22 protein-coding genes, 5 tRNA genes and 1 pseudogene are annotated in these 22483 nt (G+C 61.1%); 9 read left to right on the top strand and 19 right to left on the bottom strand.

Annotated features, from left to right (window positions below; all coding sequences use genetic code 11):
• Nucleotides 1-2 precede the first annotated feature (2 nt).
• Complete coding sequence (locus CXQ82_RS04215; RefSeq protein WP_101266434.1) at nucleotides 3-779, top strand: TatD family hydrolase; 777 nt, start codon at nucleotides 3-5, stop codon at nucleotides 777-779.
• Here CXQ82_RS04215 and CXQ82_RS04210 read toward each other — a convergent pair.
• The 6 genes and pseudogenes from CXQ82_RS04210 to CXQ82_RS04190 all read right to left on the bottom strand — a co-directional run bounded on the left by CXQ82_RS04210 (nucleotide 726) and on the right by CXQ82_RS04190 (nucleotide 7078).
• Nucleotides 726-1157, bottom strand: a complete 432-nt coding sequence (locus CXQ82_RS04210) for a hypothetical protein (protein ID WP_101266432.1) — start codon at nucleotides 1155-1157, stop codon at nucleotides 726-728. The genes CXQ82_RS04215 and CXQ82_RS04210 overlap by 54 nt on opposite strands.
• 125 nt (nucleotides 1158-1282) lie before the next feature.
• Nucleotides 1283-1987, bottom strand: coding sequence for a methyl-accepting chemotaxis protein (locus CXQ82_RS31825; RefSeq protein ID WP_371917349.1), 705 nt, complete (start codon nucleotides 1985-1987; stop codon nucleotides 1283-1285).
• Nucleotides 1988-2140: 153 nt separating this feature from the next.
• Nucleotides 2141-2344: pseudogene (locus tag CXQ82_RS31820) on the bottom strand (HAMP domain-containing protein); the annotation flags it as partial.
• Nucleotides 2345-3469: 1125 nt separating this feature from the next.
• On the bottom strand, nucleotides 3470-4306 hold the full coding sequence (gene ampE, locus CXQ82_RS04200) for a regulatory signaling modulator protein AmpE (protein WP_101266428.1): 837 nt from the start codon (nucleotides 4304-4306) through the stop codon (nucleotides 3470-3472).
• Complete coding sequence (gene ampD / locus CXQ82_RS04195; protein ID WP_101266426.1) at nucleotides 4303-4866, bottom strand: 1,6-anhydro-N-acetylmuramyl-L-alanine amidase AmpD; 564 nt, start codon at nucleotides 4864-4866, stop codon at nucleotides 4303-4305. The genes ampE and ampD overlap by 4 nt, the downstream gene beginning before the upstream one ends.
• A gap of 61 nt (nucleotides 4867-4927) precedes the next feature.
• The gene (locus tag CXQ82_RS04190) at nucleotides 4928-7078 is read right to left on the bottom strand and encodes a DUF1631 domain-containing protein (RefSeq protein ID WP_101266424.1); all 2151 of its coding nucleotides are present in this window, start codon (nucleotides 7076-7078) and stop codon (nucleotides 4928-4930) included.
• Between the two features lie 245 nt (nucleotides 7079-7323).
• Between CXQ82_RS04190 and nadC the strand changes: the two genes are divergently transcribed.
• The gene (gene nadC, locus CXQ82_RS04185; protein ID WP_101266421.1) at nucleotides 7324-8172 is read left to right on the top strand and encodes a carboxylating nicotinate-nucleotide diphosphorylase; all 849 of its coding nucleotides are present in this window, start codon (nucleotides 7324-7326) and stop codon (nucleotides 8170-8172) included.
• Nucleotides 8173-8218: 46 nt separating this feature from the next.
• Here the strand turns inward: nadC and CXQ82_RS04180 are convergent, their stop codons facing one another.
• The 4 genes from CXQ82_RS04180 to CXQ82_RS04165 form a co-directional block, all read right to left on the bottom strand.
• Nucleotides 8219-8524 (bottom strand): DUF6388 family protein, encoded by a 306-nt coding sequence (locus CXQ82_RS04180; RefSeq protein WP_101266419.1) that lies wholly within the window; start codon nucleotides 8522-8524, stop codon nucleotides 8219-8221.
• Between the two features lie 150 nt (nucleotides 8525-8674).
• Nucleotides 8675-8747 (bottom strand) — tRNA-Thr (locus tag CXQ82_RS04175).
• 48 nt (nucleotides 8748-8795) lie between these two features.
• The gene (locus CXQ82_RS04170) at nucleotides 8796-10196 is read right to left on the bottom strand and encodes an O-antigen ligase (protein WP_101266417.1); all 1401 of its coding nucleotides are present in this window, start codon (nucleotides 10194-10196) and stop codon (nucleotides 8796-8798) included.
• Nucleotides 10197-10230: 34 nt separating this feature from the next.
• Nucleotides 10231-10644, bottom strand: a complete 414-nt coding sequence (locus CXQ82_RS04165; protein ID WP_101266415.1) for a pilin — start codon at nucleotides 10642-10644, stop codon at nucleotides 10231-10233.
• A 202-nt stretch (nucleotides 10645-10846) separates the two neighbouring features.
• Here CXQ82_RS04165 and CXQ82_RS04160 point away from each other — a divergent pair, with 202 nt between their 5' ends.
• Genes CXQ82_RS04160 through yacG form a run of 4 tightly spaced genes read left to right on the top strand, consistent with a single transcriptional unit; the run spans nucleotide 10847 to nucleotide 13735 of the window.
• On the top strand, nucleotides 10847-12055 hold the full coding sequence (locus CXQ82_RS04160) for a type II secretion system F family protein (RefSeq protein WP_101266413.1): 1209 nt from the start codon (nucleotides 10847-10849) through the stop codon (nucleotides 12053-12055).
• The gene (locus tag CXQ82_RS04155) at nucleotides 12052-12918 is read left to right on the top strand and encodes an A24 family peptidase (protein ID WP_101266411.1); all 867 of its coding nucleotides are present in this window, start codon (nucleotides 12052-12054) and stop codon (nucleotides 12916-12918) included. Before CXQ82_RS04160 ends, CXQ82_RS04155 begins: the two co-directional genes overlap by 4 nt.
• Nucleotides 12915-13538 (top strand): dephospho-CoA kinase, encoded by a 624-nt coding sequence (coaE, locus tag CXQ82_RS04150; protein WP_101266409.1) that lies wholly within the window; start codon nucleotides 12915-12917, stop codon nucleotides 13536-13538. The genes CXQ82_RS04155 and coaE overlap by 4 nt, the downstream gene beginning before the upstream one ends.
• A complete protein-coding gene (gene yacG / locus CXQ82_RS04145) occupies nucleotides 13535-13735 on the top strand; it encodes a DNA gyrase inhibitor YacG (RefSeq protein ID WP_003188437.1) in 201 nt (66 codons plus the stop codon). The genes coaE and yacG overlap by 4 nt, the downstream gene beginning before the upstream one ends.
• Here the strand turns inward: yacG and CXQ82_RS04140 are convergent.
• Entirely contained in the window at nucleotides 13732-13947 is a 216-nt protein-coding gene (locus CXQ82_RS04140; protein ID WP_003171680.1) for a hypothetical protein, read from the bottom strand. The genes yacG and CXQ82_RS04140 overlap by 4 nt on opposite strands.
• 65 nt (nucleotides 13948-14012) lie before the next feature.
• Complete coding sequence (locus tag CXQ82_RS04135; protein WP_101266407.1) at nucleotides 14013-14702, bottom strand: energy-coupling factor ABC transporter permease; 690 nt, start codon at nucleotides 14700-14702, stop codon at nucleotides 14013-14015.
• Between the two features lie 130 nt (nucleotides 14703-14832).
• On the opposite strand from CXQ82_RS04135, the gene CXQ82_RS04130 reads away from it, so the two are divergent.
• The 3 genes from CXQ82_RS04130 to CXQ82_RS04120 are packed head-to-tail and all read left to right on the top strand — an operon-like array spanning nucleotide 14833 to nucleotide 17051.
• Nucleotides 14833-15462 carry a DUF1780 domain-containing protein gene (locus tag CXQ82_RS04130; RefSeq protein ID WP_010213242.1) on the top strand — a complete coding sequence of 210 codons (630 nt, stop codon included), beginning with the start codon at nucleotides 14833-14835 and terminating at the stop codon, nucleotides 15460-15462.
• Between the two features lie 56 nt (nucleotides 15463-15518).
• Complete coding sequence (locus tag CXQ82_RS04125) at nucleotides 15519-15692, top strand: DUF3094 family protein (RefSeq protein WP_016976295.1); 174 nt, start codon at nucleotides 15519-15521, stop codon at nucleotides 15690-15692.
• Nucleotides 15693-15752: 60 nt separating this feature from the next.
• Nucleotides 15753-17051 (top strand): NAD(P)/FAD-dependent oxidoreductase, encoded by a 1299-nt coding sequence (locus tag CXQ82_RS04120; protein WP_065900570.1) that lies wholly within the window; start codon nucleotides 15753-15755, stop codon nucleotides 17049-17051.
• Nucleotides 17052-17243: 192 nt separating this feature from the next.
• Here the strand turns inward: CXQ82_RS04120 and CXQ82_RS04115 are convergent.
• The 7 genes from CXQ82_RS04115 to rluD all read right to left on the bottom strand — a co-directional run bounded on the left by CXQ82_RS04115 (nucleotide 17244) and on the right by rluD (nucleotide 22354).
• Nucleotides 17244-17320, bottom strand: a tRNA-Pro gene (locus CXQ82_RS04115).
• 94 nt (nucleotides 17321-17414) lie between these two features.
• A tRNA-Lys gene (locus CXQ82_RS04110) sits at nucleotides 17415-17490 on the bottom strand.
• Between the two features lie 5 nt (nucleotides 17491-17495).
• Nucleotides 17496-17572: transfer RNA gene (locus CXQ82_RS04105), tRNA-Pro, on the bottom strand.
• Nucleotides 17573-17581: 9 nt separating this feature from the next.
• Nucleotides 17582-17657, bottom strand: a tRNA-Asn gene (locus CXQ82_RS04100).
• Between the two features lie 300 nt (nucleotides 17658-17957).
• On the bottom strand, nucleotides 17958-20522 hold the full coding sequence (gene clpB, locus CXQ82_RS04095) for an ATP-dependent chaperone ClpB (protein WP_101266405.1): 2565 nt from the start codon (nucleotides 20520-20522) through the stop codon (nucleotides 17958-17960).
• Between the two features lie 147 nt (nucleotides 20523-20669).
• Complete coding sequence (gene pgeF, locus CXQ82_RS04090) at nucleotides 20670-21395, bottom strand: peptidoglycan editing factor PgeF (protein WP_101266403.1); 726 nt, start codon at nucleotides 21393-21395, stop codon at nucleotides 20670-20672.
• On the bottom strand, nucleotides 21392-22354 hold the full coding sequence (gene rluD / locus CXQ82_RS04085) for a 23S rRNA pseudouridine(1911/1915/1917) synthase RluD (protein WP_005784662.1): 963 nt from the start codon (nucleotides 22352-22354) through the stop codon (nucleotides 21392-21394). The genes pgeF and rluD overlap by 4 nt, the downstream gene beginning before the upstream one ends.
• Nucleotides 22355-22483 lie beyond the last annotated feature (129 nt).

Here is a 22483-nt window from a genome sequence, read left to right as displayed (position 1 = left end):
ACGTGGAGCTGATCGACACCCACACCCACCTGGACTTCCCGGACTTCGACAGTGATCGCGGTGAAGTCCTCGCCCACAGCCGCGAAGTGGGCGTGGGACGCATGGTGGTGCTTGGGGTGTATCAGCAGAATTGGCAGCGTCTGTGGGACCTGGTGCAAACCGATGAAGGCTTATTCGCCGCATTCGGGCTGCACCCGGTGTATCTCGACGACCACCGCCCCACCGACATGGCCGAACTGGGCGACTGGCTGACCCGCCTGCAGGGTCATCGGCAGCTGTGCGCAGTGGGCGAAATCGGCCTGGATTATTTTCTCGACACACTGGACCGCGAGCGCCAGCAGCCGTTGTTCGAAGCGCAGCTGAAGTTGGCGGTGGACTTCCAACTGCCGGCGCTATTGCACGTACGCCGCAGCCACGCGGCGGTGATCGCCACCCTAAAACGCATCCGCCTGCCTCGTGGCGGCATCATCCATGCCTTTGCCGGTAGCCGCGAAGAGGCCCACGAGTACATCAAGCTGGGGTTCAAACTGGGCCTGGGCGGTGCCGCGACCTGGCCCCAGGCCCTGCGCATGCACAAGGTGCTGGCGCAATTGCCGCTGGACGCGGTGGTGCTGGAAACCGACTCGCCCGACATGGCGCCTGCCATGTTCCCCGGCCAGCGCAACAGCCCGCGGCACCTGCCGGCGATCTGCACCGCGCTGGCCGCGCACATGGGCACCAGCCCGCTATTGCTGGCTGAGGCGAGCACACGCAATGCGTGCGAGCTGTTCAATTGGTAGGGCGGGCTTCACCACCTGCAGGTCCAAGGTTATCCGTTGCCGGTAGCGGGCATAACGCAACGCCAGGAAATGCACCAGCAGCACCACCAGTGACACATTCAACTGCCCGAGCATACTGATCAGCCCCACCCACTCCGCCACCAATGCCACGATCAGCACCACGCAGGTCAGCACCATCATGCTCGGGCTCACCAACGCCCAGTGATCCAGGGATTTGAGCTGACGCAGCTGCCGTGGGCAGCCCGCCTGCAGGATGCGCTGGCAGTACGGGCACTCGAACGGCTCGTCGATGGCGATGGCATTCAATTGCCAAGGCTTTAGTTCAAACGTGATGTTGCAATGGGCGCAGTGCCCTTTGATGCCGATTACAGTGGTCATCGCCGTGCCTCCCCTGAACCTGAATGTGTGTGCCCCATTCAAGCTCATTCCCAAGGTGGGAACAGAGACGTAGGCAAATCAAGACAAGTCCCCCATCACATAACGATAATTCCCACGCTTACGCCCTACACACGGAAGGCGCCGATCAGCTGTTTCAACTCGATCACCTGCATCGACAACTGCCGGCTTGCCGCTTCGGTTTGGTGCGCGCCCTCGGCGGCATGCTCACCGGCACGATTGATGGCGACGATATTCTGGTCGATATCGTGCGCGACGGCGGTCTGCTGCTCCACGGCGGCGGCGATCTGCTGGTTTTGGTCCACGATCATTCCTACGGCCCCCAGGATGTTTTCCAAGGCCTGCTGGACCTTTTCCGACTCGCCAACCGTGCCGCTGGCCATTTCATGGCTGCTCCCCATGGCTTTCACCGCTGCCGCCACGCCGCCGTGCAGGCGGCTGATCATCTGTTCGATTTCTTCCGTCGAGTGCTGGGTGCGCCGGGCCAGGGTGCGCACCTCGTCGGCCACCACCGCAAAGCCGCGCCCCTGCTCGCCGGCCCGCGCCGCCTCGATGGCGGCGTTGAGTGCCAGCAGGTTGGTTTGCTCGGCGATGCTCTTGATCACCTCCAAAACGCTGCTGATGGCGTGGCTGTCGATGGCCAACTGGTTGATGACCCGCACCGACTGGTCGATCTCCGAAGCCAGCCGCGCGATGCTGCCCTGCTGGGATTGCACCAGGCCACGGCCGTTGACGGTTTCATCGTTGACGCTGTGGGCACTGCTGACCGCCGCCGCTGCGCTGCGCGCCACTTCCTGGGCAGTAGACGACATCTGATTCATGGCCGTGGCGACCTGCTCGATCTGAGTACGCTGGCCGGAAACCGCCCTATTGCTCTGGGCCGAGACGCTTTCCACCTGGCCGGCCTGAAGTTCGACCTGGCTGACGGTGTGCCCGACGCGTTCGATCAAGTCATGGATTTTTGCCACGGTGCCGTTGAACACCTGGCCCAGTTCGCCCAGCTCATCGCGGCTATGGGCGACAAAGGTCACCGTCATGTCGCCGGCCGCCACCTTGTCCATCATCGCCCCCAGGTGCCGCAGCGTTGTGCGTGTAGAGGCGTAAAAGCCGGCGTACAGATAGAAGATCAGCAGAAACACCGCCGTCAGCGCCGAAACCAGCACCACCATGTGCATGCGGTTCTGCGCCAGGCGCTGCTCCAGTTGCTGGCCGATAAAGGTCAGGGTGGCCTCATCGAGTTGATAGGTCTGCGCCATCAATTGGCTGACGCTGTCGTAAAAGCCCTGCCAGGGTGCGTCGAGGGTTTCGGCCATCACCACCTGTTCCTCAAACAGCTCGCTGCCTTGCTTGAGGCTGGCGTTGCTGGCTTTGGCCAGGTCGGCCAGCGCTGCGTGCGCGGCATTACTGGCGCCGAGGGCGTCGTGCAATTTCAGGCCGTATTCGGCGTGGAGTTTTTCCAACTGTTGCAGCAATTCGTCAAAGCGCGTGCTGGACGCGGAATTGAGAAAGCCCTGGCCCAGTGAATACGCGCCCATCGCCCGACCTTCGCCGAGGGTCTGGGTGACTTGCGGGGTAACGCTGGTGACCAACTCGCTGAGTTGGCGCAGATCGCTCTGGGGGTCGCGGCTGAGGCCGGCCTGGCTGGCGATGATCTGGCTGAGCATTTGCGCTTTGTTGAGCAATTTGCCGATCAAGGCACTTTTGCTCAACAGCGAGGTTTCCTGCTGCTGCGCCTTGAAGGCCGCTACCAACTCGTCGCGCTTGCTCTCAAACGCGGCAAGTTGATCAGGTTCGGTGGTCATCGCGTTGAGGCCTTGCAGGCGGCTCAATACGCTTTGTTCCAGGGCTGTGATCTTGCCTTCCAGGTCACCGGCCTTGCCGGCCTGGCCGAGGGTTGCGTTGATCTGCACCTGGTTGTTGAGGGTTTCGAGGTCGCGGCGCAGCGCCAGGCTGCTGCCCAGCAGATCGAGGCTTTGCAATTCGGTGCGTGTACCCTGGAATTCGCGCCAGGAATCGCGCACCAGGTAGTAGTTGGTCGCCAGCATCGGCAGCAGGAACAGCACGCTGATCAGGCTGAACTTCATGCCGAAACTCAGACGGTTCATCAGCGCGACAGCGGGATAGAGCAAGCTCTTCACAGGTGACCTCCCCTTGTTTTATTTTTATTTGAGGCGCAGGGCGGCGGCAGAAAGCCACTATTTGGCGCTCTGTCTGTATAGCTCAATTTGGAGGGGAGTTTTGTAACTTAAGGTTAACGAACTGTGGGAGGGGGCAAGCTCCCTCCCACAGTTTTATTAGGGCAGCACGGTCCAGATTGCAAAACCGGCGTACCAGAGCACCGCGGCGCGTAGCAGCAGTTCCCATAGGCGATCGAGACTGTTGATGCCGTCGGCGCCTACCGCCGGCGGTGGAATTTCGGCAGCCACCAGGCCGACCTTTTCCACCAGTTGCGCGGCGCTGATATCCCAGTTCAACAACTCATGCAGCATCACCCGGCTGACCGCGACAAAGTTGCCCACCAAGGCAAAACTGGCCGCCAGCAGGCGTACCGGCAGCCAGTCAAAAGCGTGCCGCAACTGCGCGGCGCGCTCGGCCACCAGCGGGTTTTTACTGTGCTCACTGGCCAGGGCCAGCAGGCGATACGCCAGGGCCGCAACCGGCCCCAACAGGAAGTACCAGAAAATCACCGCGAAAAAGCTCTGGTAGGCCTGCCAGAGCAAATGGCCCTGGACGCGCTCGAGCAGTTGTTCGCCACTGTCGGCGCTCAGGCTCAGATCGCGCTCGGCCACGTGCTCGGCGGCTTGCAGATCGCCGCGTCGCCAGGCATCGCGAAACGGGCCAAGGCCGGCCAGCAAATCGCCGCGCCCCAGGCTGTAGATCAGCACCAACAGGTGCACCGGCAGCGCCAACAAGCCGTAGGCCACCGGTTCCAGCACCAGCAGCAACAGCGCCAGCAAGGCCACCGGCAACAACACCAGCAACACCAGAATCAGCCAGGGTTGCTTGCCCATGCGCGGGCTCGCTTCCAGCTTGGCCAACTCACGCAGCCAACCGCCATCGCGCTGCAACCGCCGGCGCAGGGCCGAGAATTTCTCGATCCATACCGCCAGCACCAACACCAGAAAACTCATCGTGCGTGTCCTCCATCCTGCAGGGCGCTGCGAAAGCGCGCCCAATCAAAAGCGGGGCCGGGATCGGTCTTGCGCCCCGGGGCAATGTCGCTGTGGCCACAAATGCGCTGCGTGGTGATGCCTGGGTAGGCCGCCAGCAACTGGCCGGTCAGATCGATCAGCGAGGCATATTGGGCATCGGTGAACGGCAGGTCATCCGTGCCTTCCAGCTCAATGCCCAAAGAAAAGTCATTGCAGGTTTCACGCCCGTCGAAGCACGAAACCCCGGCATGCCAGGCCCGGTCGATACAGGACACAAACTGCGTCACCGCGCCGTCGCGCTCAATCAGAAAATGCGCGGATACCCGTAGGTCAGCAATCCCCTCAAAGTAGGGATGTTCCGTGACATCCAGGCGATTCTGGAAAAACTCCTGCACTTTACCGGTGGCGAATTGCGCCGGTGGCAGGCTGATGTTGTGCACCACCAACAGTGAGATTTCGCCTGTAGGGCGCTCGTTGAAGTTGGGCGAAGGGCAATGACGGATGCCCTGGCACCAGCCGCTGGTGGGGTCCAACTGCATACAGGTTCCTTGGGTAAGACAACGTGTTACCAGTATGCCGCGTTCGCCCCTGTGGTTGCGATCACTTGCCGCGATTGAATTGACGCAGCTTGCCCACCACCGCCGCCATCGCGCGCTCGAACAGCGGCCCGTCATCCAACGTGTGCAGCGCGCCACGCTTGAACGCCAGCGCCAGCTGGCCGGCGCTTTGCTCCAGGACCTTGAGCCCGGTGCGGCTGACAAAAATATAGCTGCCGGCCGGTGCCATGATCGCGGTGAGCCGGCAACGCAGGCTGTTGGCGGTACCGTCCTCATACTCCACCCAAGTGCCGATCTGCAGTTGGCGAGCCTTGAGCAGCTCGGGGTCATTGGCCGGCAGGTCGACGGCCGGGTCATGCGGTGCCGTGCTGAGCACAAAAGGCTCGCGCACCGCGATCAACTCGTCGATGCCGCCGGGCGCCTGGATATGCAGGGCCTGCAAGCGCAGAAAAAATTCACGCGTGCTGAAAGGGTCGAACGCCGCACTGGTCAGGCCATCACGTAGCGCCTTGAGCAAGCCCGGCAACTCTTCGAGCAGGTGGCGCCCGGCCTCGGTGTCCTGCTGCAGGCTGACGCTCCAGATCAGCTCGTCCATCGTGCGCAGCCCGGCCTGCCATTGCACCGATTGCTCGCCGTGCTTGAGGCTGGCCAGCAACAGTACCTGGCTCCATGCCTGCTGCAGGAACTGCACTACCGCCAGCGGCAACACCTTGCCCAGCAAGCGTCGATTCAGCACATCCGCCACCCGCTGGCGGGCCGCCTCGGTGCGCACGCGGCCTTCCTCGGCGTCGCGGGTATGCTGTTCAATCAGCTCGCTGCGCCGCCACTCATCCGCGCTGAACGCGCAGAACTCGGCAAGCAACTGGGAAAAAATCGCCGGGTCTTCGACAAACTCGTTGAGCAAACGCTGCACCACTTGCTCGATACGCAGGTAGAGGTTGTCGCGCTGGTAGTCCTCGCGCGGGCTCCAGCCCATGGCCGCCGCAGCGATTTCATTGAGCAGGCGACGCGCCGGGTGGCTGGCGCGGCTGAAAAAGTGCTTGTCCAGCACCGCCACTTTCAGCAGCGGGATCTGCAGGCGCGCGATCAGCGCCTTGAAGGCATCGGGCACCGTGCGGTCGTTGAGGATGAATTCGAACAATAAGGCGATCAGGTTGATCACGTCTTCGTCCGAATTCTCGACTACCCGCGACTTGCCACTCTTGACGCTGACGCGGGTGAGCAATTGCTCAAGCTGGTTGCGCAGGTCGAAATCATCTTCAGCCTCAGGCTCCGGCACATACTGCTGCAAATGGGACAGCAGGCGCAGCAGGTCGCGGGTGGCAATGGGCTGCGGTTCGGCGCTGGCTTCAAGGGTGGGCGCTACGCTGCCGCGCAGTGGGGCCAGCAAGGCCTGCAAGGCGCCGAAGGCTTCCTGGCCATTTTCGTCAACCGGGTGCTCGGCGCTCGGCGGCATGTTCTGGCTCGGCTGCTCACGGGCCGCACGCCCGCCAGGGCGGCGCGATGGCACGGCCTTGAGCTCGGGCAAAACCCCGGTCGCGACCAGCAGTTGGTTGGCTTCGCCGTACAGTTGGTCGGCGTCGCTGAGTACGTATTTTTCGAAAAGCTTGAGCATGATCAGCTTGACGCGGATCTCCACGCCGAGGCTGCGCCCTGCGCGCAGGAAGCACTCACAGAGCAGCGCCGGGCCCAAGGGATTCTCACGGTCATCCAGGCGGTTGCCGAGCAGCGCGCTCAGGCGCGCGGTCAGTTGCCCAAGGGCCACGCCGTCGCGGTGGCGCACCCGCCCGAGCATGGCCTCCAGCGCCACGGCTTTTTCCAGCTCATCCCGGGATGTACCCGGCGCCGCGTCATAGGACAGCACCGGCACCAATTGCAGCTCACCCCGCCCGGCCTGGCCCAGGTCGGCAAACGCATCGAACAGGCGCTCCATGAACACGCGCTCGAAATTCTTGCGCTTGAGGCGCAGGTCACGCATGGCTTCAAAGAAAATATGGTGATCAACGTTGCTGCGGGCCTTGTCGGCCATTTCGAACAACGTGTCGTCGGCGTTATCGAACAGTTCCTGCAGCCCCTGCTGCAACTGTTGCGCAGCCTTGTCGCGGACTTGCAGCAACACTACCGGAAGCCGGGCGAGCGGCGATGGCGTGGTCTGTGCCTTGTTGATTGGCACCACCTTTCCGTCATTGTGCATCCTGGCCTCCTGAAACGGCGGTATTGAATTGGGTAAAAATCGGGCACAGGCCCGTTGGGCACTATGGAAAACCGGCTATCACCAGGTCGTCAAAGCTATGACGCCAATTGCAAGGCGCGAGATTATCTGGCAAATGAGGGGGGTTGCGCCAGCAAACTCTGCCATTGCGCGGTAAATCAGCGCCGAGCCTGCCTTCGGGCCCGCACTGCCCCTATAATCGGAGCACTTTGTTTGTGGAGCCTGTTATGCCGAATCTCCGTCTTGCCGACCTCACCGCCGAAATCGAAGCCAACGTGCGCCGCGCACTGCTGGAAGACATCGGCAGCGGCGACATCACTGCACAATTGATCCCGGCCGAACGGCTGGCCACGGCAACCATCATCACCCGCGATAGCGCGGTTATCGCCGGTACCGCCTGGGTGGACGCAGTCTTCCGCCAACTCGACCCACGGGTCGCGGTGCATTGGCAGGTGGCCGACGGCGAACGCGTCAGCCCCAACCAGGTGCTGTTTCACCTCGAAGGCCCGGCACGCTCGCTGCTCAGCGGCGAACGCTGCGCGCTGAATTTTCTGCAACTGCTGTCAGGGGTGGCCACACGCGCCCAGTACCTGGCGGATTTTGTTGCCAGTACCCAGGTCAAGTTGCTGGATACGCGCAAAACCCTGCCAGGCCTGCGCCTGGCGCAGAAGTACGCGGTAACCTGTGGCGGCTGCCACAACCACCGCATTGGTCTGTATGACGCGTTCCTGATCAAGGAAAACCATATCGCCGCCTGTGGTGGCATCGCCCAAGCCATTACGGCCGCGCACAAGATCGCCCCGGGCAAACCGGTGGAAATCGAAGTGGAAAGCCTGGACGAACTGCGCGAAGCACTGGCGGCAGGCGCCGATATCATCATGCTGGATGAGCTGAGCCTGGATGATATGCGTGAAGCCGTGCGCCTGAACGGCGGCAAGGCCAAGCTGGAAGCCAGCGGCGGGATCAATGAAACCACCTTGCTGCCCATCGCCGAGACCGGGGTGGACTACATCTCCATCGGCGCGATGACCAAGGATGTGAAAGCGGTGGATTTGTCGATGCGCCTCAGTATCTGAAGCGCCTCAACGGTAGGAGCGAGCTTGCTCGCTCCTACACGCTGTTTTAAACGACCAGGTCGTTCATCTCGCAATACTCTTCCCACTCGACACCCAGCACCTCGGCCGCCTCTTTGTGCAAGGCCAGCCGCGCTGCTTCGAACTCTTCCGGTGTCGAGGTGTACTTGAGGGTCAGCTCCCACGGCTGGTAGCCCTGGCTCTCGGCCTCATCCTCGAACGCCCACTGGATCTGATCACGCTGATCATCGGCGCTCAGGTCCTTGATCTCTTCTTTAAGCTGCGGCGTGGCCTCGAGGTATTTTTCGAGGGCTGCTTGGTGCCGAACTTCCTGGGTCATCGCTGTAGTGGTCATGTTGTTCTCTTAGATCAAGGAATGGGGATGCATCTGGGTCATCAAGGTTGCGCAGATACAAAAGAGCGGGCGTGAATACCGACTCGTCTGGCCTTCAGAACCATTCTGGGATCATCTGAAAACGTTGCCTTTGAAACGGTGCTGCCTTTGTGCCCGAGACAGGAGTTGAACCTGCGACCTTCGCGTTACGAGTGCGCTGCTCTACCAACTGAGCTACACGGGCGGTGGACTAAAGCTAGCACCGCATCGGGCGTCCGGCAACTTACGAGCGTCAGTGGGAAATCACCCCCTGGACCCAGAAGCGGGGCTGCAGGTGAGTGTTATAAGTGTGCAGGTATTGCTGCTGGGCGTACTTGAAATGGGGCACATCGCGCACCGCGATAACTACCAGCAGACCAACGGCCAGCACACTCAATGTTTTCCACGCCTGCCAGGCCAACGGCTGTACGGCAGTGACCGGCGTTCGCCACACATGCAGCGCCATCAACCAGCCCACCACCAGCGCCAGCCAGACCTGGGAGTTGGGCATGACGATCACACCGTCGACCATCGACTGCACCAACGCACCGACCAACGCGGCAAACAGGCATAACCGCAGCAGATCAGCGCGCGCCGTGGACAGCGCCCGCGCCTGCAGCACACCCACCGTGGCCCAGCCACCGCGCCACGCCAGCAGCGCCACACACAGCGCCGAGGGCACCCCCCATTCGCTGGCCCATTGCAAAACGGCCTGGTGGGGGTGAGCGGCAATCGGGTTGGCAATATCGGCAAAGTGCATAGGCCCCAAGCCCAACCAGGGGTGCTCGACGAGCATATCCCAGGCCTGCGACCAGATCGGACCGCGCCCCGACAGCGAAGTGGTGAGACGATCACTGGCACCATTGGAGATCTCGATCCCCAGGTAATCCGCCAACCGCGTAAACACCAGCCAGTACAGCAACAGCCCGCCCAGCACGGCGGCCAACTGCCAACCCAGCCAGCGCCGCCCCCATGGCCCAAGTACCGCCAGCACCGCGCCAGCCAAGCCCATGCCCAGCCAGGTACCGCGCGTGCCGCCACTGATTGCGATCAACCACCAGACGCACAGCAACGCAAACGCCGCACCTCGCAGGGAACGGCAAACGTTGGGTATCAGCAGGGGCAGCGCCAGCAGCGGCAAGGTGAATGTCTGGAACTGACCATAGAAGCGCTTGTTGGAAAAGCCTGACAGCAACAGGTCGGGATCCAGCGTAGGTTGGCCACTGCTGAACGCAAGTGCACCGGCATACAGGTATTGGCTCGACTTGATCAGGCACAGCAGCACCACCATCAGGATCAGCGCACGATCCAGCGGCTCGCCCCCCTGACGACGAAGTGCGGCAAACGCCAAGGCGATCGCCGCGCAACTGACAAATAACGCGACTTCGGTGAACGCCCACAGCGGCTGAGCGGCGAGTGCCGAAGACACCAGCCCCAGCCCGATAATCAACACGAGGCCAAGGCCGGTGGGCCGATCCACCCACCGCTCCAGCGGGCTGAGCCACAGCCCATACAGCACCGCACAAACGCCGATGGCAATCTGCATTACACGTTGTAGATCATGCCCGCTGAACGGCGCGCATATCCCAACCACCAGCAGACACAGCACGGCTACCAGAAAAATACCGCCGCGCTGCTGTACGGATAACGCCATCGGCCACCTCTCGTCCATGTGGATGGTTTAGCAGTTATGCCCCGTCCGCGCCGCAGCCCTTGGCAGCATATTTTGCTTCAACGGTTGTCGTGCACTTCCAGCCAGCGGTGGCGCTGCGCGTCAGACTGATGGTCTTGCCCAGTACCGGCGCGGGCGCGTCGAGTATTTCGCAACTGATGGTGCCCGCGCCCGTGGCCACATCGCCTGCCACGTCGATCTTGCAGTTGGCGGTGGGGCTGGTGCCGCCAATCAAGGCCAGGGTGGGGGCGGCACCCTGGTTGATGGTGTCTTCGTAGCCGGCCTTCAACGCGGTGATTTCAGCCAGTCCGGCGGTGAACTTGGCCTTGGCCTGGTGCGTCGTGTACATGGGCAAGCCGATGGTGGCCAAGATGCCGATGATTGCCACGACGATCAATAACTCGATCAAGGTAAAACCTTTCTGACGCATCACATTCACTCTCCAGAATAAAACTCATGACAAGGCGCTTCCTGCGCCCCGTGGTGTACAGCGGCGCCAGTGTACTCATCCGGGCGCGGTCAAGCGCCTGCAAGACGCACATTCTGACATTTTATCCTGGGTCGCCAGCCGGCCCGAAGCCGTCACCTGACTAAGCTATAAATCTTCAACGACCTGCGTGCGGAACCGCGACATGAACAACGCTTCGACGATTTACGCCTGGGAAGGCACCAACCGCAAAGGACGCAAGGTGTCCGGGCAAACCAGCGCTCACAACCCCGCCCTGATCAAGGCGCAGTTGCGCCAGCAAGGCATCAACCCAGGGCGGGTGTACAAAAAAACCGCGATGCTGGCGAACTTCACCGCGCCGATAAAAAGCGCGGACATCACCCTGTTCACCCGTCAACTGGCCACGCTGCTGAACGCCGGGATTGCACTGTTGCAGGCCTTCGACATCATCAGCGAAGGCTTCGACAACCGCGCCATGCGCGAGCTGGTGCAAGGGCTGAAACAGGAGATCGCCGCCGGCATTAGCCTGAACGAGGCATTGCGTCGACAACCGCGCTACTTCGACGACTTGTATTGCAACCTGGTGGCGGCCGGCGAACAAGCCGGGGCGCTTGAGACCTTGCTGGAGCGCGTGGCAATCCACCGGGAAAAAAGCGAGCGGCTCAAAACCAGAATCAAAAAGGCCATGACTTACCCTATCGCGGTACTGGTCATTGCCAGCCTGGTCACCGGCGTGCTGCTGGTGCACGTGGTGCCACAGTTCCAGAACCTGTTCGCCGGGATCGACGGCACGCTGCCCGGTTTCACCTTGCAGGTCATCGCCCTTTCCGAATTCATGCAGCGCGCCTGGTGGATGCTGGTGCTGGGCCTGGGCGCATGCGCCATTGCGCTGCGCCATGCCTACCGAGCTTCACCGGGGTTTCGTCATCGGCTGGACGCCGGTTTGTTGAAAACGCCCCTGGCAGGCAAACTGCTGCACAAATCAGCCGTGGCCCGCTATGCGCGCACGCTTTCCACTACCTTTGCGGCCGGTGTGCCGCTGGTGCAAGCCTTGGGTTCCGTGGCCGGAGCCGCAGGTTCAGGGCCGTTCAAACAGGCAATCGAGCATATGCGACATGACGTATCTACCGGCATGCAATTGAATCAATCCATGGCCAACAGCCGCCTGTTTCCCGGTATGGCGATCCAGATGACAGCCATCGGCGAGGAGTCGGGCACGCTGGACCACATGCTGGAAAAAGTCGCCTGCCACTACGAAACCGAAGTGGACGACCTGGTGGACAACCTGACCAGCCTGATGGAACCGCTGATCATGGTGGTGCTGGGGGGCATTGTCGGGGCGCTGGTCATCGCCATGTATTTGCCGGTATTCCAATTGGGAAATGCATTTTGAGCCTGCTGCTGAGTGAACACCCATGGGCCTTTACCGCGATGGCTTTGGTGCTGGGGCTGATCGTCGGTAGCTTTCTCAACGTGCTGGTATGGCGCCTGCCAAAAATGCTCGAACGGGAGTGGCGCGCCCAGGCGCATGAGGTGCTCGGGCTGCCTGTCGAGCCGGCCGGGCCGACCTACAACCTGATGCAGCCGAATTCCTGCTGCCCGCACTGCGATCATCCGATCCGCCCCTGGGAAAATATCCCGCTGCTCAGCTATCTGTTCCTCAGGGGCCGCTGCGCGCATTGCCAGGGCACGATCAGCGCCCGCTATCCGCTTACCGAGTTGGCCTGCGCACTGATCACGGCCCTGGTGGCCTGGCATTTCGGCTTTGGTTGGCAAGCGGCAGCGGTGATGGTACTAAGCTGGGGGTTGCTGGCGATGAGCCTGATCGATATGGAGCACCAGCTACTGCCGGATGTATTGGTGCTGCCGTTGCTGTGGCTGGGGCTGATCGTCAACGGTTTCACACTGTTCACCACACTGCCCGACGCCCTGTGGGGCGCAGTGATCGGCTATATGAGCCTGTGGACAGTGTTCTGGCTGTTCAAGCTGGTCACCGGCAAGGACGGCATGGGCCACGGCGACTTCAAGTTGCTGGCACTGTTGGGTGCCTGGGGTGGCTGGCAGATCCTGCCGATGACGCTGTTGATGTCGTCCCTGGTGGGGGTGTTTGTCGGGCTGATCCTGCTGCGCCTGCGCAAGGCCCAGGCCTCGACGCCGATGCCGTTTGGTCCGTATCTGGCAATTGCCGGCTGGATTGCATTGCTCTGGGGTGGTCAAATAACCGACTTCTATTTGCAGTCTGTCGGTTTCAGATGACCACTTCTGTTGCAACACCCTGGATTCTCGGCCTCACCGGTGGCATCGGCAGCGGCAAGAGCGCGGCGGCCCAGCACTTTATCGACCTGGGCATCGACCTGGTGGACGCCGACCACGCCGCGCGCTGGGTGGTCGAGCCTGGCCGGCCGGCGCTGGCACGCATCGCCGAGCATTTTGGCGCGGGCGTCCTGCAGCCTGATGGCCAGCTGGACCGTGCCGCCCTGCGCAAGCTTATCTTTGAATTACCCGAAGAACGGCGCTGGCTGGAGGCCTTGCTGCACCCACTGATTGGCGAGGAAATCCGCAGCCATCTGGCGCGCGCCCGGTCGCCTTACGCGATCCTGGTGTCACCGCTGCTGATCGAATCCGGGCAGTACAGCATGACCCAGCGCATCCTGGTGATCGACGTGCCGCAATCGCTGCAGATTCAGCGTACCCTGCAGCGCGACGGCATCAGTGAGCAACAGGTGCAGGCGATCCTCAAGGCCCAGTCCAGCCGCGAAGACCGCCTGAACCATGCCGATGACGTGCTGGTCAATGACCAGGACCTCGCCTGGCTGCACAGCGAGGTCGAGCGACTGCACCACTTTTACCTTACTTTGCGTGGAGGCCGATCATGAGCCAACCCTTGACCGTCGACTGCCCAACCTGCGGTGCACCCGTGGAATGGAAAGCGACCAACCTCAACCGGCCGTTCTGCTCGGACCGCTGCAAACTCATCGACCTGGGTGCCTGGGCCGCTGAGGAACACAAGATCCCCGTGGCACCGGATGCTGAAGACGAGCTGTTTTCCGAAGACCTGCCGCCGCGCCATTAAGGCCGCATAAAGGCGTATTCCTGCTGGTCGTCGAGGTTTTCTGCAAGGTATTGCAGCTCGTCGGCCAGGTCTTCGAAACTGCGCACGCCCTTGCTCTGCTGCACCACGGCGCTGAGCATCGCGCGCAGGGTCAATCCGGGGTCAAAGCCGATTTCCTGTGCCGCGTCCTGGCTTCTGCGCAACTCCTGCCGTGCCCATTCATACACACTCATGATCCGTGCTCCTGAAAAATTCTGCAGAGCATGAGCCTGCCGAGTCGCGCAGGATTTGACCTGGATCAACGCTGCGAATCGTCATCCTTCCAGGGTGCCGAGAGATAGCGGGTGCGGTTGAACGTCTCAAGCCATTCCGGGCAAAACACCACCAGGGCGCTGATAACCATGCCGTTGATAAAGGCCTCGGGGAAGATGATCAGCCACAGGTAACCGACGAAATCCTCCAGCCATTCGGGCATGGCAAAACGACCGTCAAACCACAGCAAGCCCAACCCCAGCAACAGGCAGAGCAAGGCCGACAGCGCGGCGGCAAAAAAGCCGGAACAGAAGATGTACACAAACGGATTGCGCGGTTGCGCCCGCTCTACCAGCATCGCGCAGCCTTCGGTAACCAGCACCGGCAGCACCACCAGCAACAAGCCGTTGATGCCCAGGGCCGCCAAATCCTGGCGCCCCAACGCCATCAACCCCAACTGGGCGGCGAACCCGCCAACGATTGCCAGCGGCCAATCCAGCAGCAGGGTCACGGCGGTCATGCCGATAAAGTGGTAGGAGACGCCTGTATCGAAATCCCGCCGCACCAACCACAACATGAACAGCGCGAACACGGTGCCAAACAGCACATGCTGGCGCCGCCGGTCGGCAAACAACTCGACCCACGGCGAACGCAGCACCGCCCACACCAGCACCGGCGCATACAGCAACCAGCCGACGCTGAGCGTGGCTGGCGCCAGCACGGCGGCACTGATCACGTACGTCGTCCCACTGCAAAAAATATCACGCCACACCTCTGATACTGGAGCTGGAGTCGAGTGGCCAGTCTACACCGAGGTTTTGCAGCGGGACTTCCTGCGGTCATCATTTGGACGCTAAGCTGCAAGCATGGATGACTCAGATTACCTGCGCCTGCTCACCGTCGCGGCCGAACAAGCCAACGCGTTCCTGTCCAATGCCCGCAAATGGGAGCGTGAGCGTTGGGTCTGCCAGCGCCTGCTGCAAGGCTTGAACGTGCCCTACCGTGCCGAAGAGTTTCACGCCGCCGGGCAAGAGCCGCCAGACGTGCTGTTTCGCGACGCCAGTTTCGAGGTTTTTTTCGTGCTGGATGAAGGGCGGCGCCTCAACGACGAATGGCGCGACGAACTGCTGCGCCGGCGCAGCGCGTTCTCCCTCAGCCAACTGGTGCGGCGCGAAGCCAAGCCACGGCGTATTCCCGCCCATGAGTTCCTGTTGCGCCTGGCACCGACCCTGCGCAAGAAAGCGCACAACTACAAAGAGCGCGGGATGGACCTGGGCGAGCTGGATATCGTCGCCTTTACCAGCCTCAAGCGCGAAGTGCTGGACCTCAACAGCCATTTCCCGCCCCCCACCGAATACCTGCGCCAGGGCTGGCGCTCGCTGTCGCTGGTGGGGCCGACGTTTGCGCGGGTGTTGTTCGCGCACCCGGATGCGCCGGATTTCTTGCGCAACAACCTGGGCCGCAGCATAGTGTTCGACGTGGGCATCAGCCTCTGATCCCCCCGGACTGTAACGTGGCGCCCTTTTGCAACGTCTACCTGACGAGGCCTTATATGACCAGCCGCCTGAACCCCGATGACCAACAGCATGTCGAAGAGTACCTGCAACTCTCCCAGAATCGAGTTGAGCGCAAGCCGTTCCGGCCGTGGCTGCTCCTTGGTGTGGTGCTGGTGGTGGTGATCGGGCTCGGTTTGCTGAGCCGCCTTTTGAGTTACCTGACGCTATGAGCTGCCTGGCGCTCGCGGGGGTAACTGCTCCGATTTCTTTTAGCCTTGCGAGATATCCCCATGACCCATCGTATTATTATCGTCGGCGGCGGCGCCGGCGGCCTGGAGTTGGCTACCCGCCTGGGTAAGACCCTGGGCAAGCGCGGCACCGCCAGCATCACACTGGTGGACGCCAACCTGACCCATATCTGGAAGCCACTGCTGCACGAAGTGGCGGCAGGCTCACTGAACTCTTCGGAAGACGAACTCAATTACGTCGCCCAGGCTAAATGGAACCACTTCGAGTTCCAATTGGGGCGAATGAGCGGGCTCGACCGTGAGCAGAAGAAAATCCAGCTGGCCGCCACCCTCGACGAAGAGGGCCGCGAGCTGGTGCCCGCGCGCGTGCTGGGCTACGACAGCCTGGTGATCGCCGTCGGCAGTACCACCAACGACTTCGGCACCGAGGGCGCAGCGCAACATTGCCTGTTCCTTGATACCCGCAAGCAGGCCGAGCGGTTTCACCAGCAATTGCTCAACCACTACCTGCGCGCCCATGCGGGGCAGACCGACACCATTGAACAGATCAGCGTAGCCATCGTCGGCGCCGGCGCCACCGGTGTCGAGCTGGCCGCCGAGCTGCACAATGCCGCCCATGAGCTGGCGGCGTATGGCCTGGACCGCATCAAGCCGGAAAACATGCACATCACCTTGATCGAAGCGGGCCCACGGGTATTGCCGGCCCTGCCAGAGCGCATCGGCGGGCCTGTGCATAAAACCCTGGAGAAGCTCGGCGTGACAGTACTTACCAACTCGGCCGTCAGCGAAGTGACGGCCGACGCGCTGATCACCAGCAGCGGCCAGGTTATTCCCGCCAGCCTCAAGGTGTGGGCCGCCGGTATTCGTGCACCGGGTTTCCTCAAGGACATCGATGGCCTGGAAACCAACCGCATCAACCAATTGCAGGTGTTGCCGACGCTGCAAACCACCCGCGACGAAAACATCTTTGCCTTTGGTGACTGCGCCGCCTGCCCGCAACCGGGCACCGACCGCAATGTACCGCCGCGCGCCCAAGCGGCTCACCAGCAGGCCTCGTTGCTGGCCAAGTCGCTGAAACTGCGCATCGAAGGCAAGGACCTGCCGTCTTACAAGTACACCGACTACGGCTCGCTGATTTCGCTGTCGCGCTTCTCGGCGGTGGGCAACTTGATGGGCAACCTCACCGGCAGCGTGATGCTTGAGGGTTGGTTGGCGCGGATGTTCTATGTGTCGCTGTACCGCATGCACCAAATGGCGCTGTATGGCTTCTTCCGCACGGCGATGCTGATGCTGGGGAGCAAGATTGGGCGGGGCACCGAGCCACGTCTTAAATTGCATTAACAACAAGGCCCCAAATTGGGCCTGAAAATGTGGGAGCGGGCTTGCTCGCGAAAGCGGTGTGCCAGTCATTAGATCTGGCACTGCACCTCCGCCTTCGCGAGCAAGCCCGCTCCCACATTTGTTTTGCGGTAGATTCAAGATTTTCGTGCACAAAAAAAATCCCCGTGTCTTTCGATACGAGGATTTTTAATATGGTCGGGGTAAGGGGATTCGAACTCCTGACATCCTGCTCCCAAAGCAGGCGCGCTACCGGACTGCGCTATACCCCGGTAAAAAAAAGGCGACCTCTCAGTCGCCTTCTTCGATCAGCGCTTTTGGCCTCTGATCTTAAGATTCGATTCCAGCGTTAACTGGTCTCAAAAATGGTGGGTCGTGTGGGATTCGAACCTACGACCAATTGGTTAAAAGCCAACTGCTCTACCAACTGAGCTAACGACCCAAATATGGTCGGGGTAAGGGGATTCGAACTCCTGACATCCTGCTCCCAAAGCAGGCGCGCTACCGGACTGCGCTATACCCCGGTTTGAAATTGGCTCCGTGACCAGGACTCGAACCTGGGACCCAATGATTAACAGTCATTTGCTCTACCGACTGAGCTATCACGGAACTACACATTTCAAAGTGTTACGTTACTGCGTACTACCTTCTCTTCGACGCTTCCGTATCGCTACGTTAGTGCCTCTGAGGCGCGCTATTCTACAATCTTAAAAACCCCTGTCAACCCTTTAAATTGCTTTTAAGACAATGATTTGCGCTTCTTTCTGATTTCTTCTTGGGGAGAAGAAACCCGTGGGCTGACGTTGCTGCGGGGCGCACTTTACAAGCCTTTGCCTTACAGTTCAACGCCCTATCGAAAAAAAAGGCCTCGCAATGCGAGGCCTTCTGTTATTGCCCTACCGGCTGGGCTCAGTGGAAGACGATTTCGTCGTTTTCCACGGTCGCCGTGACGCTGGTGCCTGGCATAAAGCTGCCCGACAGGATCAACTGCGCCAGCGGGTTCTCGATCCAGCGCTGGATTGCACGTTTCAAAGGCCGTGCGCCATACACCGGGTCGTAACCCACCGCGATCAGTTTATCCAACGCCTCGCGGCTCAGCTCCAGCGAGAGCTCGCGCTCGGCCAGACGGGCACGCAAGCGGCCCAACTGGATCTCGGTAATACCCGCGATCTGATCCCGCGCCAAAGGCTCGAAGATCACCACTTCATCGACCCGGTTGATAAATTCCGGGCGGAAGTGCGAGGTCAACGCATCCATTACCGCGGCACGCTGTGCCTCACGATCCCCCACCAGCTCCTGGATCTGTGCCGAGCCCAGGTTGGAAGTCATTACGATGACCGTGTTGCGGAAGTCCACGGTACGCCCGTGGCTGTCCGTCAGGCGGCCATCTTCCAACACTTGCAGCAGGATGTTGAATACATCCGGGTGCGCCTTCTCGACTTCATCCAGCAGGATCACCGAGTAAGGCTTACGCCGCACGGCTTCGGTCAGGTAGCCGCCCTCTTCGTAACCCACATAGCCTGGTGGTGCGCCGATCAAGCGGGCCACCGAGTGTTTTTCCATGAACTCGGACATATCGATCCGCACCATGGCCTCTTCGGTATCAAACAGGAACTCGGCCAAGGCCTTGCACAGCTCGGTCTTACCCACACCGGTCGGGCCGAGGAACATGAACGAGCCGCTCGGACGGTTCGGGTCGGACAAACCCGCCCGCGAACGCCGCACGGCGTTGGACACCGCCACCACGGCCTCTTCCTGGCCAATCACGCGCTGGTGCAACAGGTGTTCCATTTTCAGCAGCTTGTCGCGCTCGCCCTCAAGCATCTTCGACACGGGGATTCCGGTCCACTTGGAGACGACCTCGGCAATTTCTTCCTCGGTCACCTTGCTGCGCAACAGTTGGTTTTCGGCCTTGCCGTGCTGGTCGACCATCTGCAGGCTGCGCTCCAGGTCGGGGATCACCCCGTACTGCAACTCGGCCATGCGGTTCAGGTCGCCTTTACGGCGCGCGGCTTCCAGCTCCTGACGGGACTGCTCGATCTTTTGCTGGATCTGAGCGGAACCCTGCACTTCGGCTTTTTCCGAGGTCCAGATTTCTTCGAGGTCAGAATACTCACGTTCCAGGCGTACGATTTCTTCCTGGAGTTTTTCCAGGCGTTTCTTCGCCGCGTCGTCCTCTTCCTTCTTGAGCGCCTGGGATTCGACTTTCAGTTGAATCAGGCGCCGATCCAGACGGTCGAGCACTTCGGGCTTGGAGTCGATCTCCATGCGGATGCGGCTGGCCGCTTCGTCGATCAGGTCGATGGCCTTGTCCGGCAACTGCCGGTCGGTGATATAGCGATGGCTCAATTTAGCCGCCGCAATGATCGCGCCGTCAGTGATCGCCACCTTATGGTGGACCTCATAGCGCTCTTTCAGGCCACGCAGGATCGCGATGGTGTCTTCTTCACTCGGCTCTTCCACCAGTACTTTCTGGAAGCGCCGCTCAAGGGCCGCGTCTTTCTCGATGTACTGGCGATACTCGTTAAGCGTGGTGGCGCCCACACAGTGCAATTCACCCCGCGCCAACGCTGGCTTGAGCATATTGCCGGCGTCCATGGAGCCTTCGCCTTTACCGGCGCCGACCATGGTGTGCAGTTCGTCGATAAACAGAATGATCTGCCCTTCCTGCTTCGACAGCTCGTTAAGCAGGGACTTCAGGCGTTCTTCGAACTCACCGCGGAACTTGGCACCGGCGATCAGCGAGCCCATGTCCAGAGACAACAGACGCTTGCCTTTAAGGCCGTCCGGCACCTCACCATTAATGATGCGCTGGGCCAGCCCTTCGGCAATCGCGGTTTTACCCACGCCAGGCTCGCCGATCAGCACCGGGTTGTTCTTGGTACGACGTTGCAGCACCTGGATGGTGCGCCGAATTTCATCGTCACGACCGATCACCGGGTCGAGCTTGCCTTCTTCGGCGCGCTTGGTCAGGTCAACGGTGTATTTGTCCAGGGCCTGGCGCGACTCCTCATGATTGGGGTCATTCACCGCGTCGCCGCCACGCAGGTTGTTGATGGCGTTTTCCAGGGCTTTCTTGCTCACGCCCTGACCGAGCAACAATTTCCCGAGCTTGCTGTTTTCATCCATGGCGGCAAGCAGCACCAGCTCACTGGAGATGAACTGGTCGCCCTTCTGCTGGGCCAGGCGGTCAGCCTGGTTGAGCAGCCGCGCCAAATCCTGCGACATATTCACGTCGCCGGTCGGGTTTTGGATTTTTGGCAGTTGGTCGAGCTCTTTGCTCAACTCCTTGCGCAGGCTGTTGACGTCAAAGCCCACCTGCATCAGCAAGGGCTTGATAGAACCACCTTGCTGTTCCAGGAGCGCCTGCATCAAGTGTGCAGGCTCAATGGCCGGGTGGTCGAGGCCCACCGCCAGGGATTGAGAGTCCGATAGAGCCAACTGCAATTTGCTGGTTAAACGATCAATACGCATTAGTCACCTTCCTTTTGAGCAGGCCGGAGCTATAAAACATTCCTGAATGAAGAAACCTGCCAGATACCCTTATAGATGGGGTGGATTCTGGAAGATTCAAGCAAGCGATGGCTGATATGGGCCAGCGTTGACCCAGATCAAGGGAGTCTAGCGCTCGAGCCAGATAAGGGAGGCAAAACGTCCGGTGCGCGGGCTGCGCCGGTAGGAAAAGAAGCGTGGGTCGGTCACGGTGCACAAACCGCCACCATACACAGCGGTGACGCCCCGGGCAGCAAGGCGCAGGCGGGCCAACCCGTAGATGTCAGCCATGAACTTGCCGGGGTTGCGGCTTGGCGCAAAGGCGTCGGCGCTGGCCGGCAACTGCTGCATAAAGGCTTCGCGCACTTCCGGGCCGACTTCAAAGGCGTGCGAGCCAATGGCCGGACCGAGCCAGACCAATACGTCATCAGGCTTGGCATCGAGGCTGTCGACAGTTGCTTCGAGCACACCTGCCGCCAAGCCACGCCAACCCGCATGGGCTGCAGCAACGCGGGTGCCGGCGCGGTTGCAGAACAACGCGGGCAGGCAGTCAGCGGTCATTGAAGTGCAGGCAATGCCGGGGGTGCTGGTCCAGCTGCCATCGGCTTCGGCAGTGCGTGACGGGTCAGCCTCGACCACGGTTATCCCGTGGACTTGGCGCAACCAGGCAGGCTGAATATTGAACGCGTGCGTAAGACGCCGGCGGTTTTCCAGGACGGCCTCGAGGTCGTCCTCGACATGATCGCCCAGGTTGAGGCTATCGAACGGCGCCAGACTGACGCCGCCCGCACGGCTGGTGACACAGGCTTTCACCCCGGCCGGCGCGGGCCAGTCAGGAATCAGCCAGTCACTCATCCGATAAACGCCTCGCGATCCTGCTTGAGCAGCGACAACAACCAGACCAGATCGTCCGGCAACGGCGATTCCCAGCTCATCCGCTTACCGCTCGTCGGATGGTCCAGTTCCAGGAAGCGTGCATGCAGTGCCTGGCGCGGGAAGGATTTGAGCGATTCAACCATGGTCTGGCTGGCCGCAGGTGGAATGCGGAAGCGACCACCGTAGGCAGGATCGCCCACCAACGGGAAGTTGATGTGGGCCATGTGCACACGAATCTGGTGGGTACGCCCGGTTTCCAGCTTGACCCGCACATGGGTGTGGGAGCGGAAGCGCTCCAGCACACGGTAGTGGCTGACGGCCTGCTTGCCGCCCTCCATGACCGCCATACGCTGGCGCTGCTGGCCGTGACGACCGATCGGCGCGTTGATCTTGCCACCCGCCACCACGACACCGATCACGATGCACTCGTAGATCCGGCTGACGCTGCGGCTCTGCAATTGTGTGACCAGCTGCGTCTGCGCCTGAATGGTCTTGGCCACCACCATAAGGCCGGTGGTGTCCTTGTCCAGGCGGTGCACGATGCCGCAGCGCGGGACATTGATGATGTCCGGCACGTGGTGCAACAGGGCATTGAGCAAAGTGCCATCAGCGTGCCCGGCCGCCGGGTGAACCACCAGGCCTGCGGGTTTGTTGATGACCAGGATGTCATCGTCCTCGTAGACGATATCCAGCTCAATGTCCTGGGCGACCCATTCTCCCTGGGCTTCCTGCTCGGCAGTCAGCTCAAGAATCGCACCGCCATGCACTATGTCTCGCGGGCGGATAACCGCTCCATCCACAGTCAGGCGGCCGTCTTTGATCCAGGCGGAAAGGCGCGAGCGCGAGTGCTCAGCGAATAATTGTGCGGCGACTTGATCGAGGCGTTGGCCGCCCAATTCGGACGGCACCTCTGCGCGAAGTTCAATTTTATCGGACATGCTCAGACTAGGCGTGGCACAGCCTTTGGTTTCGGCTGCGCGCTTGTGGTTAAATACGGCGTCTTTTGCCCCGAGGCTTTCAACGGGGCGCTCATCATAACAGGACGGCCCCGCCCAAGACAGCGGCCG

The sequence above is a fragment of the Pseudomonas sp. S09G 359 genome (assembly GCF_002843605.1).
In the GTDB taxonomy this organism is placed as follows: domain Bacteria; phylum Pseudomonadota; class Gammaproteobacteria; order Pseudomonadales; family Pseudomonadaceae; genus Aquipseudomonas.
This window is presented reverse-complemented; position numbering and strand designations above follow the sequence as displayed.